Raw genomic sequence first — 17,529 nt, forward strand, 5'->3', positions numbered from 1 at the left:
TGAAATGGAAACCACGCAGGGTGATGGGTCGCGCACCCCCGTGGCGCGAACAATGTTTCATGTCCGACCGTCCACAAGGTCACGACACGGTAACGATGATCAGCCGCCAAAGCCCTCAAATGCGCTCCACTGAACGTCAAAGGGACGGCGTCGAGGACCCTCGGGCGTTTCCCGCAGCCGGCCACGCCTGCTTCACTGTGGCCGCTCGATCGGGCGCACCCACGCGCTCACGTCACTCACGGGGAGTACTTGACATGATCAGGAGACGACTGCGCCTACGCGCCGTCGCATCGGGCGCGGTGGCCGCCGTCGCCATCGCCACGGCCACGGTGCCGCTCGCCATACCAGCCGCCGCCGCACCGGCAGCGCCGAAGCCCGCCGTCGATCCGAAGAAGGCACTCGGCGTCGACGCGGCCCTGGCGCAGGCCAAGCGGACCGGTAAGCAGGTCGAGGCGACCGCCGCCGGCACCTCGACGGAGAAGCTGACCGCCCTTCCGAACGGCCAGATCCTGCTCAGCCAGAGCGCGGTGCCGAACCGCAAGCGCGTGGGCGCCGACTGGAAGCAACTGGACCCCACCCTGTACCGGCGGGCCGACGGCGCCGTCACCGCGACCACCACCACACACGACATCAGCCTGTCGGGCGGTGGCAGCGGGCCGATGGCACACCTGGTCAGTGGGGACCGGTCACTCACCCTGACCGCCCCCGTCGCGCTGCCGACCCCCACGCTCGCCGGGCCGACGGCGACGTACCCCAACGTCCTTCCCGGTGTGGACCTGACCGTGACGGTCAACGCCCAAGGCGGGTTCTCCCACGTCTTCGTGGTCAAGGACGCGACAGCGGCGAAGAACCCGAAGCTGGCCACGCTCGAGTTGGCCACCACCGCCAAGGGGTTCACCCTCGACGCCGACGCGGTCGGCAACATCAGCGGTCGGGACCGCACCGGCGATGCGGTCATCACCGCGCCGGCCCCGACCATGTGGGACTCCTCGGCGGGTGCCACCGCCGCCCCGACCGGGCGCAGTAGCGCCGCGTCGACGACCGCGGCCCCGGGCCGGGCGGCTCGCACCGCCGCCATCGGGGTCTCCGTCTCCCCCGGCAAGCTCGCTCTCAAGCCCGACCGCAAGCTGCTCACCGATGCCGCGACCGTCTACCCGGTCTACATCGATCCCAGCTTCAACTGGAGCGTCACCGGACCGCGGATGTCCGGCTGGTCCAGCATCTCGTACCAGCACCAGTCGACGAACTACTGGAACAACACGCCCGACCCGCAGGGTCGGATGCAGGTGGGCAACTCCGGCGAGCAGCGCTCGAACACGCTCATCAACTTCCCGGTGCCGTACAGCACCCTCACGGGCGCGACGATCAACGACGCTACGTTCAAGATCACTAATACCTGGTCGTGGAGCTGCACCAAGAAGACGGTAAACGTCTACGCCCCCGCGACGACGTTGTCGAAGTCGAACGCCAGCTGGGACTACTGGGAGGACCAGAGCAAGGGCCCCCTCGCCGCGTCCGGGAGCTTCGCCTACGGCTACAGCGGCTGTAGCGCCCAGGGCGTGTCCTTCGACATCACCGACCAGATCAAGACCGACGTCGCCAACAAGAAGGCCACCCGGACCCTGTGGATGATCGGCGGCAACGAGGCCAGCGACGATGAGAGCTGGAAGGAATTCCTGGAGACCAGCCCCACGCTGGAAATCCGCTTCAACCACAAGCCCAACAAGCCGACCGGCATGACCACCTCACCGCGCACCGCCTGCGGCGGTGGGTCGATGGTCGGCGACAACCCGGTCTACCTGTACGCCCCGGTTTCCGACCCCGACGGCGGCACCCTCGGCGTGAGCTTCAAGCTCTGGAAGACCTCCGACTCCGCGCAGACCGCCCTGGCATCCTCCAACCCGAACCTGCTCACGTACTCGTCCGGCAGCACGGGCGTGCTGATCGTGCCGGTCGCCACGCTGCGCTCCGCCGCGGGCGGCGCCATCACCAGCTTCTCCTGGAAGGTCCAGGCGACCGACTTCGGGGCGTCCAGCGACTGGTCGACGACCTGCAGCTTCACCTACGACCCCACCCGGACCGGCGCTCCCGACATCAGCCAGCCGCAGGGGCAGTCGAAGATCGGCGAAGAGGTCAGCTTCGCCGTCACGCCGCCGAGCACCGGTACCCAGCCGGCCAGCTACAGCTACCAGCTCAACGGCCTGCCCCCGGTCAGCATCTCCGCCTCCGCCGGCACCGCCTCGGTGGTCGTGACGCCGACCCGGTTCACCAACACCCTCGCCGTGACCAGCCTCTCGACCGGTGGGAACTTCGGCGAGACCGCCACCATCACCTTCAACGCGGATCCCGCCGACACGGCGGCTGACGCGGACCTCACCGGTGACGGTGTCGCCGACCTGCTGACCATCGGCGCCCGCAACGGGCTGCCCGCCGGCCTCTGGCTGGGCACGGGCATGAACAGCGGCGCGGTACGCACCACGGTCAACGACCTCGGCGCCCGGGGCAACGGAGTCACCGGCAACGAGGACCCGTCCGACTTCAACAACGGCCAGGCGATCTCCGGCCACTTCTTCGGCTCCGGTCTGCAGGACGTCCTCGTCTACTACACCGGGGGCGTCAACGCGGGCAACGGCATCGTCCTGCGGGGCAGCGGCGACGGCTCGGTCATCCAGCCGTACAACAACCAGGTGAGCGTCTCCGGCGAACTGCTTGTCGACAGCAACGGCAACGCTCCGCTGCAGTTGGCAAACGCCGGCGACTCCCGAGCGACCGGAAGCACCATCCCGGACCTGATCGGCACCAGCGGCGACGCGACGAACGGGTACTTCCTCAACTACTACCCGATGGCCTTCGCGGCCGGCCTCTACTACTACGCGGGCAGCACCACGACGCTCACCCCGGCCGGTGGCGTGGACTGGAACAACTGGACGATCGCCACCGCCCAGGTCAGCGGTGGCACCGCCATGTTCCTCTGGAACAGCAGCACCGGCGCCCTGCACCTGTGGACGAACCTGGCGTACAACCAGGACACCAACCAGCTCACCTACACGCCGTACACGCTCTCGACCAACTGGAACCGGGGCGCGTCGCTAGCCCTGCGGGCCGCCGACGCCAACTCCGACGGCACTCCCGACCTGTGGAGCGTCGGCGGCAACGGCCTGACCACGGCGTACCTGGTGAGCGGCCTGGGCACCACGCCCACCATCGCCACCCAGCAGGCGCAGGGCCTGGTCACCGCCAAGCACACCTGGCCGCTCGACGACGGCACGGCCGGAGCGTCCGCGGCCACCGCCGGCGACATCACCGGTGGCAGCACTCTCACCGGCACCGGCAACGCGTACTGGCACGAGGGTGACCTCTTCAGCCCGGACCTGCGGCTCAACAGCGATGCCACCGGCACGGGCGTGGACGCCAACGGCACCGGCAGCCTGGTCAGCGCCGCCAGTCCGGTGCTGGTCGACACCACCAGGTCGTTCAGCGTCGCCGCCTGGGTGAAGCCCACCACCGCCGGAAAGATCATCCTTTCCGAGGAGGGATCGCGCTCGGCCCGGTTCATCCTCTGGCAGGAGCAGAGCGACAACACCTGGCGGTTCGGGATGGCCCGATCCGACAGCGACGCCTGGGCGTACGACCAGGCCATCAGCGCGCCCAACGCCCAGCTCGGAGTCTGGACACACCTGGTAGCCACCTACAACGCGACCACGAGCACGATGGCCCTGTACGTCAACAACAACCTCGCTGGCACGGCACAGCACGCCGCAGCCGTGTCCTGGCCCAGCACCGGTCGTTTCGTGATCGGTCACTACCGCTACAAGGGCGCGCCGAGTTCGTACTACTCGGGTCAGGTCAGCAACGTGCAGCACTGGGACCGGGCTCTGAACCCGGCCGAGGCCACCGCGCCGGGCAACTACGCCCAGATGCTCATCGCACCAAACGTCCGCGACATCACCGGCGACGGCCGGGGCGACATGCTGGTCAGGCAGGGCAACGGCGACGTGCTGCTGCGCCGCGGAACGAACCTGGACGGCACGCTCACGTTCGATGCCGGCGTGGTGGTGTGCGGCAAGTGCGGCGGTTACGACTCGTTCAACATGGCCGACGCCAACAATGACGGCAAGTTGGACTTCTTCATGCGGCAGATCAGCACCGGTGACATGTACGTCTATACGAACACGGTCGCCAGCGGCGACCCGGTCTGGGGTGGCCGCCAGCTGGTCTGTGGCAAATGCCTCAACTTCGGCCTGTCCGACCTGGGCGACGTGAACCGGGACGGCAAGACCGACCTGTTCGTCAAAGAAAACAGCACCGGGAACATGTACGCATACCTGGGCAGCGGTACTCCAGGCGGCGAAGTCACCTGGAGTACCCGGATCATGCTCTGCGAATTGTGCGGCGGGTACGATCAGGCGAGCGTCGAGGACGCCAACAACGACGGCAAGACTGACTTGATCATGCGCAATGCCAGCACCGGCGACATGTGGGTCTACCCCAACACGGCCGCCAGCGGAACGCCGGCCTGGGGTCCCCGTGTCCTGGTCTGCGGCAAGTGCAAGGACTTCGATATGAGTAGCCTCGGCGACGTCACCAACGACGGGAAGATGGATCTCATGGTCCGTCGCAGGAGCAACGGCACCCTGGCCCTCTACCCGGGCAACGGCGCCCCCGGCACCGTCACCTGGGCCTCGCCCACGCTGATGTAGAACCGAACACGATGTAACCCGAATGGCCGGAACCCCCCGGGCACCGCGAACTGCGGTACCCGGGGGGTTCGCCTATGCGGGCTGAGCCGGAGGGAGTAGAGGTCAGACCAGGCCGGCGTCGCGGAGGAGCTGCCACAGGCCGGCGCCGTCGGGCGCGGACAGCCACTTCTGCCCCACCGGCCCCGAGGACGGCCGTCCGGCCGGGGCGGGCAGGCTACCGGCCAGCACCGACTGGGTCGGGGACAGCCGACGGATCGCCACCCCGGCGACGTTCTCCGGGTGGGCGGCGGCGAACTCGCGGTAGATCTCCTGGTCGTGCTGGCCGTCGTCGCCGACCAGGAGCCAGCGCACGTCGGGAAACTCCTTGGCGAGCCGCGCGAGGGTGGAACGCTTGTGCTCCATGCCGCTGCGGAACCAGCGGTCGGCGGTCGGACCCCAGTCGGTGAGCAGCAGCGGACCGGCCGGGTAGAGGTGCCGGGACAGGAACCGCGTCAACGTCGGCGCGACGTTCCACGCGCCGGTGGAGAGGTAGAAGACCGGGGCGCCGGGGTGCGCGGTGACCAGTCGCTCGTAGAGCACCGCCATGCCGGGTACGGCGGCGCGGGCGTGCTCGTCGAGAACGAAGGTGTTCCACGCGGCGAGCAGGGGTCGGGGCAGCGCCGTCACCATCACCGTGTCGTCGATGTCGGAGAGGATGCCGAACTTGACCTCCGGGTCGAGGATGCGCACGGGGGCGTCGACGGGCTCGGCGTCGGGGACGCTGAGGCGTACGGTGCCCCAGCCGGGTGGCAGGTCGGCCTCGACGAGCGTGTCGACGAAACCGCTGCGGTCGGCCTGGGCCTCGTGCCGTACCCCGCCGGCCTCGATCTGCACCGTTACGTGCTTGGCGGGCAGGGTGGTGAAGCTGCGCCAGCCACGCACCTTGTCCAGCCGACCCCGCTGGCGGTTGTCCGGACGGCCCAGCAGCACCCGGCACATCACACGTACCCAGCCCGGCCGGCCGTAGCCGGTGTAGGCGACGATGTTCATCCGCCAGCCGGTGCGGCGCAGCCGACGCTCCACGAGCTGGTGCACGGCGTCTTCGATCCGCGCGGCCCGGTGCAGATTCGGCACGGCAAGTTCGCCGGCGGGTGTGGGTGGCACGCGCCAACCCTGCCACACGTCGTCGGCGACGGCCACGCGAGCGGGTCCGAACCGCAGCCCGCCAGCCAGGTCGTACTGCGCCGAAGCGGCCCGACCGACCGTCGGTCCGTGAAACACTCCGGTCGGGACGACGACGGGGGCGTGGTCGTGTCGCATCCAGAGCAGCACCGCGGGCGGTGGCGTCCGCGACTTGACCGGCCGGCGCTCGTCGCGCTGCTGTTCGGGCTGGTCGGCGTCGGGTACCGGCTGGTCCTGACGCTGTACACCGTCCCGGTGTCGAACAGCGACGAGGCGACCTTCGGGCTGGCCGCCCTGCACATCGGGCAGCGCCGGGAACACCCCGTCTTCCTCTACGGCCAGCACTACATGGGGATGCTGGAGTCGTACCTGGCGGCGCCCCTGCTCGCGGTCTTCGGGCCGAGCTGGCCGGTGCTGCGGCTGCCGATGCTGGCCCTGTACGCGGTCTTCCTCTACCTGGTGTACGCGCTCACCCGCCGGCTCTACCCGCCGTGGTTCGCCGTCCTCGTCGTCGGACTGCTGGCGCTGGGACCCGAGCGGGTGGTGCGTGACCAGCTCACCGTGGTCGGCGGTCGGCCGGAGGTCAAACCGGCGGTGCTGCTGATGCTGCTGATCGTCGTGGGGCTGGCCGCCGGGTCGGTGCGCCACCGTCGGCTGGCCGTCGCGCTGTTCGGGCTGCTGGCCGGGCTGGCCGCCTGGTCGGACTGGCTGATCCTGCCGTACCTGGCGGTGGCCGTGCTGGCCCTGCTCTGGGCGGTGCGGCGGGAACTGCTCGGCTGGGCCGGGCTGCTGCTGGTGGCGGGTTTCGTGGTCGGGATCGCGCCGATGATCGTCGACAACCTGCGTGCCGGGCCGGGTGAGGACTCGCTGACGGTGTTCCGGGAGGTCAGCACCAAGGCCGGCCCGCTGCCACCGTGGTCGGACCGGATCCGGGGCGGCCTGTTGGAGGGAGTGCCGCTGGCGCATGGGCTCTGCCCGGTCGACGGCTGCGGTCGCTGGCAGCAGTGGTTCGGACTGCTCTACCCGGCGCTGCTGGTGGCCGCCGCGGCGCTCGCGCTCGTCGCGTACCGCCGGGCCGTGGGCACGACACCCGGCGAGCCCGCCGCCGGCACCCTGCGCGGCGGCCGGGCCGAGGGCACGCCACGGGCCGCGCGGGTCGGGCCGGTGGTGCAGCTCGCGCTGGTCGTCGGGGCGGCGTTGACCCTGCTGTCGTACGTGCGTAGTCCGCTCGCCGCGACCAGTCCGCTGGACAACGCCCGCTACCTGTCGGTGCTGCAACTGTCGCTGCCGGCGGTGCTCTGGCCGCTCTGGGCGGCGGCCGTGGCCGGCTGGCGGGGCACGGTGGGCGTGCTCGGCCGGCTGATCGGCGCGCTGGCCGCCGCCGTGCTGGCGGCGCTGACCGCGACGACGCTGGTGGTCACCGTGCTCTTCGCGGTCAGCGGCGCCGCCGCGTCGCGGACCGAGGAGCGCCAGGCCCGGGAGTTGGCCGCCGCGCTGCGCGCCGACGGACCCCACGAGGTGTACGGGGACTACTGGACCTGCAACCGGCTGATCTTCAACACCGACGAGGCGGTGGTCTGCGGGGTGCTCGACGGCGACCTGTCCCCGGGGCAGAACCGCTACCGGCCGTACTGGCGGCAGGTCGGGCGGGCCGCGCGGCCCGGCTACGTGGTGGAGGTCGACTCGCCGATGGACCGGCGGCTGCGCCGGCTGCTCGCCGACCGACCCGACGCCGCACCGGTCCGCGAGGTGGGTGGCTATCGCGTGTACCACCCCGACACCCCGGTGCGGCCCTGGCGCTGAGCACGGGTCGTACGCTGGCCGGGCCGCCGCCGTACGCCGTCCGAGGAGACCCGATGCTCATCCTGCTGCCGCCCTCGGAGGGCAAGGCCGACGCCGGCACCGGACGGCGGTGGACGCCGGACAAGCTGTCACTGCCGGAGCTGAACCCGGCCCGCGAGCGGGTGCTCGACGCGCTCGTGGCGCTCAGCGCCGGGCCGGACGAGGAGGCGGCGTTGGCCGCGCTCGGGCTCAGCGACGGTCAGCGCGGCGAGCTGCGCCGCAACGCCCGGCTGCGGGAGGCGGCGACCGCCCCGGCCGAGCGGCTCTACACCGGGGTGCTGTACGAGGCGCTGGAGCTGGCCACGCTGCCACCGGCGGCGCTGCGGGCGGCCCGCCGGTCGATCCTCATCAGCTCCGGCCTGTGGGGCGCGGTACGCCTCGCCGACCGGATTCCGCCGTACCGCTGCCCGATCGGCGTCCGCCTGCCGGAGGTCGGGGCGCTGTCGGCGTACTGGCGCAGGGAGTTGACGCCGGTCCTGGCCGGCGCGGCCGGTCGGGGCCCGGTGCTGGACCTGCGCTCCGGCGCGTACGCGGCCACCTGGACGCCGCGCGGTGAGCTGGCCGAACGGACGGTCACCGTGCGGGTGCTGCACGAGCGGGAGGTCGACGGTGTGCCCGTCCGCTCGGTCGTGAGCCACTTCAACAAGGCGACCAAGGGGCGGCTGGTGCGGGATCTGCTCCTCACCGGCGCGAAGCCGCGCACCGCCCGGGAGTTGGTCGGCGCCCTGCGCGAGCTGAAGCACACCGTGGCGGAGGAACCGGCCGCCGCCGGGCGGGTCCGGCAGGTGGATCTGGTGGTCACCGAGCTGTAGCGCAGCGGGAGCCGCAAGATTTGCTCAAGGCTGGGCGGGACACATTCCGTAACGGCCGCGCAGGGGCCACGGTAGGGGAACCCAGACTCCGACGAGGGAGCCCCCGTTGGCCCGCGATCCCGCCCTGCTCGACCGGCCCCGCCCACCGGCGACGCCACCCCCGCTGGACTGGCTGACCCTGGGCGACGCGTTCGAGGCGTCCTGCCTGCTGCGCTGCACCGCGCCTCCGACGGGCGCCCGGTCGAGCGCCCCGCCACCGGCGCTCGCGCCGGGGGTCGAGTTCAACCGGGAGGACGCCGCGCAGCGGATGCGCCAGCTACTCGCCCGCCTCGACATTCCGGTCACCCAGGAGGTGACGGTCGGCGGACTCCGCCGCCGCTACGAGGTGCACCGGCTGTGGGTGCCGCCGGAGCACCGGGGCACGTACGGCCGGCTGATGGATGCCGGCTGGTGGCAGGGACGTCGGGAGCTGTTGGGCGGTCCCCTGCCGGGCGCCTCGCCGGCCCGCCGCCGGTGGGTGTCCCGCCTCGCGGCGGCGGCCTGGCGGTCGGCGCTGCTGGCCGGCGGGCGGCACGTGCGCCGGCACATCCTCGGTGTGCGGCTCACCGACCGGGAGTTGGCCGCCGTGCTGATCCGCGGCGCGGCCGTGCTCGACGTGCCGGCCGTACTCCGCCCGGGTACCGGTTGTTTCCTGGTGAGCGTGGCCGACGGGCCGGACCGGGAGCGCATCCTGCACAGCGCGTCGTTGGAGCCGGCGCGCGCCGCGGTGTCGACGCCGGGCCGCCGCCCGGTCTGCTGAGCGCAGGCCCGTACCGGCGGTACTGACGGGTGCGGGCTTGCGCCTGCCCGTCGGAGCGCGCACAGTGCACCGCGTGGGTCGTACCTCGTCTCCTCGGGCCGGTCGACGCCGCCCGGGAGCGGCGGCGCTGGCGCTGGTCGTGGCCCTGACCGTCGCCGGCTGCCGGGACGACCCGGCCGAGCCGGTGGAGATCCGGATCGCCACCGGCAGCCCCACCGCCGTCTACTACGCGTTCGGGCAGTCCCTCGCGACCATCCTCAACCGCGAACTGCCCGGGGTACGGGCCAGCGTGGTGATCACCGCGGCCTCGGCGGAGAACGTCCGCCTGGTCGGCTCGGGGGCCGCCGAGCTGGGTTTCACCCAGGCCGACGTGCTGCCCACCAGCCCGACGCAGAGCCCCTCGGTGGACGCGGTGGCCCGGGTGTACGACGACCAACTGCACCTGGTCACGACCGACGGCGGGCCGGTCCGTACGGTCGGCGACCTGCGGGGTCGGCGGGTCTCGGTGGGCGCGGCCGGCTCCGGCACCGAGATCACCGCCAGCCGGCTGCTGGAGGTGGCCCGGCTCGGCGGCGACGCGGTACGCCGGGAACGGCTCGGCCTGGACGACTCGGTGACCGCCCTGCGCTCGGGACGCATCGACGCGTTCTTCTTCTCCGGTGGTCTGCCGGTGCGGGGCATCGAGGAGCTGGCCGGGCGCAGCGCCACCCGGATCGTCGACCTGGGCGAGTGGACGGAGCCGTTGCGTGCCCGCTACGGGCAGGTCTACGTCTCCCGGGACATCCCCCGCTCGGTGTACGGGATGAACCCGGTGACCACGGTCGCCGACCCGAACTATCTGATCGTGCGGGCCGACCTGCCGGAGCCGCTGGTCCGGGACGTGACCCGACTGCTGATGGAGCGCCGGGCCGAACTGGGCGCGGCACATCCGGCGGCGGGACGGATGAGCCCCCGCTCGGCGATCGCCACCGCGCCGCTGCCGCTGCACCCGGGCGCCGCCGCCTGGTACCGGGCCGCCAAGCCCTGAGCTGCCGGGTCGCCGCAGCGGGCACGCGGCCTGAGTCGCCGGTCCGCTAGCGCGCCGGGGTGGGCCACCGGTCGGCGGCCGGGTCCCCGTCCCCGTCCAGCGGCTCTTCCGCCGGCTCGGCGGCCGGGAACCACAGGCCGGCGACCAGCCCGCGCGGGGTGCCCGCTCGCATGGTGAGCCGCCCGTCGGAGGCGTCCACCAGCACGGCGGCGATGGTCAGGCCGAGCCCGGCGCCGTCGACGTTCTGCGCGTCCGGGGCCCGCCAGAACCGCTCGGTGGCCTGGCGGAGTTGACTCTCGGTCATTCCCGGGCCGGTGTCGCGCACCTCCAACAGGACCCCGTCGTCGCGGCGGGCCACCGTCACCGTCACCGCCCCGCCGGCCCCGCTGAACTTCACCGCGTTGTCGATCAGGGCGTCCAGCGCCTGGTCGACGGCGGTCGGCACGGTCCGCGCGTACGCGGGAGCGTCGCTCGTGGCCAGGCGCAGCGCGACCGACCGGTGCCGGGCCAACGGCGCCCACGCGGCCACCCGGGAGGCCGCGACGGCGGCGGCGTCCACGCTGACCCGCTCGTTCTCCTCGCGTTCGGCCCGCGCCAGGGTGAGCAGCGCGTCGAGCACCAGTGCCAGCCGGTCGGTCTCCTCCAACGCCAGCCGGTGCTCGGAGCGCCCGTCCGCGTCGGTGAGGCTGGGACCCAGCTCCTCCACCCGCAGCCGCAACGCCGTGAGCGGATTGCGCAGCTGGTGGCTGGCGTGCGCGACGAAGGCACGCTGCCGGTCCATCACGTCGGAGACCACGTCGGCCATGTGGTTGAAGCTGGTCGCGAGCCGGCGCAGCTCCGGCGGGCCGAGTCGGTGCTGCACGCGGGCGCCCCGGTCGCCCTCGGCGATCTCGTGGGTGACCGCGTCCAGCTCGGTGACCGGCCGCAGCACCCATCCGGCCAGGCCGAACGCGGTGAGCACGCAGGCCAGCACGACGAGCAGGCCGGCCACGGTGAGCAGCAGCCACCAGGTGCTCACGGCCCGACGGATCTCGCCGGCGGGTGTCACGATCACCACCGCGCCGAGGACCTCACCGCCGTCGTTGATGGGCACCGCCACCACCACCGGGCCGGCGGACCAGGGCCAGATCGACTCGGGCGCGCTGGACTGCTGCCCGGACAGCGCCACGTCCAGGACCGTGGCGGTGCCGGTGGACCGCCAGCTCGCCGAGTCGACGACGATGCCCCGGTCCCGGTCGACGACCGCCGCGCCGATCCCGTACAGCTCGTCGTAGCTGCGCAGCTCCGCCCCGATCGGGCCGGGCTCCCCGCCGCGCAGCGCCGGACCGGCCAGCGAGGCGAACCGGGTGGCGTCGGCGAGCCGGTCGGCGCGTACCCGCTCGGTCTCCCGGCTGGCCAGGGTCACCGCGAGCGGGCTCTCCAGCGCGACGAGCACGAGCACCATCAGCAGCAGGTAACTGATCACCAGTCGACGGCGCACGGGGTCCCCTCACGCATCGCGCAACCGGTAGCCGACCCCACGGACGGTCTCCACCAGCCGCGCGTCGCCCAGCTTGCCGCGCAACGACCCGACGTGCACCTCGACGGTGTGCGGATCGCCCCAGGTGGTGCCCCAGGCGTCGAGCAGGATGCGGTCGCGGGGCACCGCCACCCCCGGCTGGCGGGCGAGCGACAGCAGCACGTCGAACTCCTTGCGGGTCAGCGTCACCGCGCGCCCCGCCACCGTCACCGTGCGGGCGGCCACGTCGATGCGCACCGCCCCCGCCTCGATCAGGTGCCGCTCGGGGGCGGCGTTCGCCGCCCGGCGCAGCACCGCCTCGATCCGGGCCTGCAACTCCACCATCGAGAACGGTTTGACCACGTAGTCGTCCGCGCCCAGGCGCAGCCCGAGGACCCGGTCGCGCTCCTCACCCCGCGCGGTCACCGCGATGATGCCGAGCTGGCTGCTGCGTCGGCGCAGCTCCCGACACACCTCGGTGCCGTCGCCGTCGGGCAGGGTCAGATCCAGCAGCACCAGGTCGCAGGGGGCGGCGGAGAGCGCCGCGGCGACGGTGGCGGCGTGCTCGACCTGGTAGCCACGACGGGTCAGGGCGGAGGAGAGCGCGGCGGCCACCCGGCGGTCGTCCTCCACCAGCAGGATCCGCACCGTGCCCCCATCCGTCGCAGCCGTCCTGCGAATGGTGGCAGAAGGCCGCCGCGAGCGGGAGGGCCGGCTCCGGTCAGGCCCTACAGACCGAACGTGTCGTCGGCGACCGCGTCCCGCACGCCGTCGGTGAAGCCGCGGAAACCGGGGTCGTCGTGCCGGGCGGGCACGCTGGTGACGTTGACGCCGCTGGCCTGGGTGACGGCGTCGACCAGGGGCGGAAAGTCGATCTCGGCATCGTCGAAGGCGTCGTCGTCCGCCTCGGCCAGGTTGATCACGTGCTGCACGTCGTCCGACGGGGTGTCCGGGTCCTCGGCCCACTCGCCGCCGGCCCGGTAGCACTCGTCGTACAGCCCGCGCTGGGTGTCGGTCCAGTCGTCGTCGTAGCTCGCCATCGTCCATCCCCTTCCGGCGGGTCAACCTGAGCATGACGGGCGGCGGCCGACGTCGGCGGCGGTACGGCCGAAACGTGGGCGACGTAGTCTGCGGAGGTGATCTACAAGCTGTTGCCGACCGTCGAGTGGGACGACGCCCGGGTCGCCGGCGCCGTCGCCGGCTCGGCCCTGGACCACCAGGACGGTTTCATCCACCTCTCCGCCGCCGACCAGGTGGTGGAGACGGCCCGCCGGCACTTCACCGGCGTCACCGGCCTCACCCTGCTGGGCGTGGACGAGGGTCGGCTGGCCGACGCCCTGCGCTGGGAGCCGTCGCGCGGCGGGCAGCTCTTCCCCCACCTGTACGGGCCGCTGCCGCTGAGCGCGGTGGTGACGGCACGGGCGTTGCCGGCGGACACTCCGGTCGCCGACGCGGTCGCCGCCCTGCTCGACTGAGTCACACCCCTTCGCCGCCGACACGACCGCGCCCGGTCCGACAGGTGTCGGGCCGGGCGCGGGACGTGGTGCGCGGTCAGCGGCAGAGCCGGGTGATCTCCTCGGCGAACCGGTCCATCGGGTTGGCCTCCGCCGGCCCCAACAGGTAGGTCTTCAGGTCGCGGCGTGCCTCCGTCATCGGGTCGTCGCCGGCCCGGGTCACCGCCACGATCTTCTCCAGCTCACCGCAGTCGGCGGAGAGCAGGTACGCGGCCCGCGCGGTCGGGTACTCCCGACGGAACTCGTCCTCCGGCAGGCCGGCCGGGTTGGCCACCACGTACGGCCGCTGACTCTGCACGAAGTCCGAGACCACACTGGACACGTCGCTGATCAGCAGGTCGGTCTGGTTGAAGCAGTCGAACAGCCCGGGGGTACGGCCGGTCACCACGACGTGCGCGGTGCCGTCCAGGGAGGCCGCGTTGGGGTTTCCACCGGCGGAGCGGATCGCCTCGACGATCCGGTCGTGCACCGCCTTGGCCGCCTTGGACCGGGACCCGGTGAGCGGGTGCGGCTTGTAGACCAGACGCACCCCGGGGTTGCTCGCCAGCAGGCCCTTGACGATCCGCTCACCCATCAACACCAGCGAGGTGTGGTACGGGTCGTCGTCGAGCCAGCCCTCCCAGGTGGGCGCGTAGAGCACGGTGAACGGACGGTCCACCGACTCGGCCCCGAAGGTGTGCACGCCGGCCAACTGCGGCCGGCCGATCTCCACGATGTCCGAGTCGAGCACGCCCACCCCGGCACGGGCGTACCGCTCCCGACCGGCCAGGCCCGCCACCCACACCTCGTCGTACACCTTGCTGTAGGGGTTGACGCTGGCCTGCTTGTCGCTGTCGCCGTGCCCCACGAAGACGTGCTTCATGCCGGGCTCGCGCAGCATGTGAATGTTCGCGCCGACGTTCGCGGCGTAGAGGGCGGCGCGGACGCTGCCGAGTTCGAGGTTCATGAAGTCCACCCCGGCCGGTACGCAGAGCACCGGCAGCCGGGTGTCGGCCAGCTCGAAGAACGCCTCCCGGCTGCGCATCAGCACCACCGCGCGCTGGTTCAGCGCCTCGGTCGGGGCGAGCCACATGTTGGCCTGGTAGACGTCCTTGGCCGGGCCGGCGAAGTAGAGCGCCACCTCGGGCCGGTGGGTGTCGAGCCAGCGCTGCACGGCCGGCATCAGCGGTCCCTGGCCGGAGCCTCGACCGCGCAGCCACGTCACGGCGATGATCGCGCCCACCACCCCGGTCGCCGCCACCGTCAGAGCGGCGGCGACGAAGTACGGCGTCGGCTCGTGCCGCACGGCGGCGACCACCGCGGCCGGGACCAGCAGGAGGTTCAGCAGAGGCATCCGGTCCCCCGCGACGGCTGCCGCCCAGGCCGGCGGGCGGGGGGCCGAGCGCAGGGGGCCCAGCTCGATGTTGCGGACCAGGGCGGACTGCGGGTTACGACGGTCGATCATGGTGGAGAGCGCGCCCGCGAAGACCGAGACGACCCACACCGCCGCCGGCAGGATCAGCAGGAAGCTCAACTCGACGCCGTCGAGCTCGACCTGGGCGGCGACCAGCAGCACGGCCGACAGGTCACGGGTCAGCTGCCGGTAGGAGAAGTTCAGGCCGACCTTCTCCAGCAGCAGCTGCGACGGCGGGGACCAGCGGGCGGCGGCGAACTCCCCGACCACCGCCGCCAGCCCGGCGACGGCGAACAGGCCGACCCAACCGAAGACTCCTGCGACGAGCATGACCAGGTAGGCCAGCACCAGCAGCGCGCTGCGGGCGGCCACTCCGATGCGTCCTGTCAACGTGCCGAACAACGAGTTCGCTCCCTACGATTTTCGAGGTGGACGCATGCCCGTGGTGCGTCGATGACACTCCCCGTCGCGCATGACCTACCGCGCGGCCGGAGCGGCGGGCCACGGATGTGGTGATCCACACCCCGTACGGCGGGCGGTAGTGATGACTGCGACCTTAACGCGAAGACACCCAGCGGTGTCGCTCGGGTATCGGGCGCACATTTCGGTCACCGCACCGAAACTGCCGGTGCCGCATTGTCGCGGCACCGGCAGACCCAGGGGCGGAATGCTCAGCCGACCCGCCGGAAACACGTCATCGCTCCGGGCTTGCCACGCTTCGCGAACTCCTGGTAGCCGAGCTGCGGCACCAGGTCACGGGCGTACTGGTTGCCGTTGTAGACGCAGATGGTGCCCACATCCAACCGATCGAGCGCCGGTGCCAACTCCGCCGGCGTCGCGGTGGTGGCGCCGTCGGCGAAGCTGGCGAGCAGCAGCCGGTCCTTGGCGAACTGGGAGTTGAGGTCGTACTCGACGAGGTAGAAGTCACGCGGTAGGACGACCCGAACCTGGCTGGTGACGACGAGCGAGGTCCGCATGATGGTCTTCGGCGCCAGCAGCAGGCCCGCGGGCCGGTCCAACCCCTTGATCCAGAAAGCGATCGACTGGCGCTGCTGCGGCAGCTTCCAGGTGGGCCGCTCGTGCACGTCGACCCAGCTCTTGGCGGACCACATCGGGGTGGCGAAGAGCGCGAACGAGGCGACCAGCAGCACCGCGATCCCACCGGACGCCGCACGACGCAGCACCGGCGTGGGGGCCGGCACGCGAACCGTGCAGAGCAGCCCGATCAGGGTCGGCAGGGCGAGCAGCCACGGCACCCGCCACAGCACGACCGAGATGCCGCTGAGCGCGCTCAATGTCTCCAGCACACCGGGGACGAACAGCACGCTCAGCGCCAGGGTCGCGCCGGCGGTGAGCAGCGCGGGCGTACGCCGACGGGCCAGCAGTGGGCCGCACCAGAGCGCCAGGCCGGAGATCACGCCGACCACGCCGAACAGCAGGGTCCGCTTGTAGGTGTACGCCGCGTCGAAGAAGGCGTCGTCCGCGCCGTCGGCGCTCAGGCCGCCGAGCAGGATCCGGGACACCACCAGGGACCCGATCGGGTACGTGAGGGCGGCCACCGCCGCCACCACGGCGAGCTTCCAGCGCCCGACCAGCACCATGGCGAAACCGGCGGCCCCGACCAGCATCGGCAGGATGATCGCGGCGGTGTTGGTGAGTCCGATGGCGGTGATCGAGAGCGCCACGATGAGCAGCAGGCTGCGCCGGGTACGCCGGTCGAACCACTCGGTCAGGTAGAGCCACATCAGCGGGATGACGGCCGAGACGAACATGCCCTTGCCCTCGTAGAGCCGGGGCAGGTGGAAGGTGCCCAGCGCGGCGTCCCCACCGGCGACCAGGTACAGGTACGCGACGGCGACCGTGAAGGCGAGCACCGGCCGCCGGGGTGCCCAGCGCTGGGTCAGCCGCCAGAGCGCGAGCACCGCCAGCACCGCCATGATCGGCAGCATCACGTACCAGGTGGCCGAGGCGCCGTGGATCCCGAGCACGTTGGCGAGCGCGCCGTCGAACACCTCGATCGAGGGGATGGGGGGTTGCGAACCCATCGCCGGAAGGACGTTCTCGGAGAAGAGGAAGTCGTTGAGCGGAACGAGGTCCCGCTCGGCGATCCAGACCGACTTCCCGACGTAGTAGACGTCGTCCGGGGTATTGCGGGCGAGGAAGAACGAGGAGATCCCGACCAGTACGGAGATGACCAGCGCGTACGCCGACTGCCCCGCCGTGGGCCTTGGCGCGATCGAGGTGGGCGTCGGGCCGTCCAGCCAGACCCGACGCAGCAGCAGGATCCCGCCGGTCGCCGCGAGCAGGCCCGCCACCGCCGGGATCCACCAGGAGACGGCGGCGCCGGTGCCGATGACTCCGGCGCTGACCGAGGCTACCGCGGCGGCGGCGAGCACGCCGATCAGCAGCCGCCGGTCGACGGCGGGCCGCGTCCCGGTCGGCTCGACCGGCTCGGCCGGTCCGCTCTCCTCGCGGAGGGCGGCGGAGCGGCGTCGGGCACGCAGCATCGCCACCACGGCGAGCAGGACGCAGGCGACCACCCAGATCCGGAAGGTCACCGACGGACGCAGATCCGCCAGGAAGGCCGCGTGGTAGATGACGGTGAAGAGCGCGAACGCGACCACGGCCCCGTCGGTGAGCAGCGTCGGGGCGGCGGCCACCAACGCGCGTACGCGGGCGGCGGGGCTACGGTCGGGGCCCTGACCCGACCGGGACACCGGCTCGGAGCGCGGCGTCGGGTCCGGGTCAGTGGGCGCGACGGCGATGCTGTCGACGTTGGCCAC

General features: G+C 72.1%; 12 protein-coding genes. 6 read left to right on the forward strand and 6 right to left on the reverse strand.

Features of this window, described 5'->3' with window-relative positions:
• Positions 1 to 254: 254 nt before the first annotated feature.
• On the forward strand, positions 255 to 4,700 hold the full coding sequence (locus tag AB0J36_RS23435; RefSeq protein ID WP_363661114.1) for a LamG-like jellyroll fold domain-containing protein: 4,446 nt from the start codon (positions 255 to 257) through the stop codon (positions 4,698 to 4,700).
• Between the two features lie 102 nt (positions 4,701 to 4,802).
• On the opposite strand, the gene AB0J36_RS23440 is transcribed toward AB0J36_RS23435, so the two are convergent.
• On the reverse strand, positions 4,803 to 5,843 hold the full coding sequence (locus AB0J36_RS23440; RefSeq protein ID WP_357120051.1) for a phosphatase domain-containing protein: 1,041 nt from the start codon (positions 5,841 to 5,843) through the stop codon (positions 4,803 to 4,805).
• A gap of 147 nt (positions 5,844 to 5,990) precedes the next feature.
• On the opposite strand from AB0J36_RS23440, the gene AB0J36_RS23445 reads away from it, so the two are divergent.
• The 4 genes from AB0J36_RS23445 to AB0J36_RS23460 all read left to right on the forward strand — a co-directional run bounded on the left by AB0J36_RS23445 (position 5,991) and on the right by AB0J36_RS23460 (position 10,341).
• Complete coding sequence (locus AB0J36_RS23445; protein WP_357120783.1) at positions 5,991 to 7,664, forward strand: hypothetical protein; 1,674 nt, start codon at positions 5,991 to 5,993, stop codon at positions 7,662 to 7,664.
• Positions 7,665 to 7,717: 53 nt separating this feature from the next.
• Entirely contained in the window at positions 7,718 to 8,515 is a 798-nt protein-coding gene (gene yaaA, locus AB0J36_RS23450) for a peroxide stress protein YaaA (RefSeq protein ID WP_363661115.1), read from the forward strand.
• Positions 8,516 to 8,621: 106 nt separating this feature from the next.
• The gene (locus AB0J36_RS23455; protein ID WP_357171556.1) at positions 8,622 to 9,314 is read left to right on the forward strand and encodes a hypothetical protein; all 693 of its coding nucleotides are present in this window, start codon (positions 8,622 to 8,624) and stop codon (positions 9,312 to 9,314) included.
• 73 nt (positions 9,315 to 9,387) lie between these two features.
• Entirely contained in the window at positions 9,388 to 10,341 is a 954-nt protein-coding gene (locus AB0J36_RS23460; protein ID WP_357120060.1) for a TAXI family TRAP transporter solute-binding subunit, read from the forward strand.
• 46 nt (positions 10,342 to 10,387) lie between these two features.
• Here the strand turns inward: AB0J36_RS23460 and AB0J36_RS23465 are convergent, their stop codons facing one another.
• The 3 genes from AB0J36_RS23465 to AB0J36_RS23475 all read right to left on the reverse strand — a co-directional run bounded on the left by AB0J36_RS23465 (position 10,388) and on the right by AB0J36_RS23475 (position 12,879).
• Entirely contained in the window at positions 10,388 to 11,821 is a 1,434-nt protein-coding gene (locus tag AB0J36_RS23465) for a HAMP domain-containing sensor histidine kinase (RefSeq protein WP_363661116.1), read from the reverse strand.
• A gap of 9 nt (positions 11,822 to 11,830) precedes the next feature.
• Entirely contained in the window at positions 11,831 to 12,487 is a 657-nt protein-coding gene (locus AB0J36_RS23470; protein WP_355050323.1) for a response regulator transcription factor, read from the reverse strand.
• A gap of 80 nt (positions 12,488 to 12,567) precedes the next feature.
• Positions 12,568 to 12,879, reverse strand: coding sequence for a hypothetical protein (locus AB0J36_RS23475; RefSeq protein WP_355050324.1), 312 nt, complete (start codon positions 12,877 to 12,879; stop codon positions 12,568 to 12,570).
• 96 nt (positions 12,880 to 12,975) lie between these two features.
• On the opposite strand from AB0J36_RS23475, the gene AB0J36_RS23480 reads away from it, so the two are divergent.
• Entirely contained in the window at positions 12,976 to 13,314 is a 339-nt protein-coding gene (locus tag AB0J36_RS23480) for a DUF952 domain-containing protein (RefSeq protein WP_357120068.1), read from the forward strand.
• Between the two features lie 76 nt (positions 13,315 to 13,390).
• Here AB0J36_RS23480 and AB0J36_RS23485 read toward each other — a convergent pair whose 3' ends face one another.
• The gene (locus AB0J36_RS23485) at positions 13,391 to 15,148 is read right to left on the reverse strand and encodes a CDP-glycerol glycerophosphotransferase family protein (protein WP_357120072.1); all 1,758 of its coding nucleotides are present in this window, start codon (positions 15,146 to 15,148) and stop codon (positions 13,391 to 13,393) included.
• 269 nt (positions 15,149 to 15,417) lie between these two features.
• The gene (locus AB0J36_RS23490; RefSeq protein ID WP_363661117.1) at positions 15,418 to 17,529 is read right to left on the reverse strand and encodes a DUF6077 domain-containing protein; all 2,112 of its coding nucleotides are present in this window, start codon (positions 17,527 to 17,529) and stop codon (positions 15,418 to 15,420) included.

It is taken from the genome of Micromonospora sp. NPDC049662, assembly GCF_040675055.1.
GTDB lineage: Bacteria > Actinomycetota > Actinomycetes > Mycobacteriales > Micromonosporaceae > Micromonospora.

Excerpts from the sequence above, each read along its gene's own strand:
- AB0J36_RS23435 (WP_363661114.1), top strand. The coding sequence starts at position 255 with ATGATCAGGAGACGACTGCGCCTACGCGCCGTCGCATCGGGCGCGGTG.
- yaaA (WP_363661115.1), top strand. The coding sequence starts at position 7,718 with ATGCTCATCCTGCTGCCGCCCTCGGAGGGCAAGGCCGACGCCGGCACC.
- AB0J36_RS23475 (WP_355050324.1), bottom strand. The coding sequence starts at position 12,879 with ATGGCGAGCTACGACGACGACTGGACCGACACCCAGCGCGGGCTGTAC.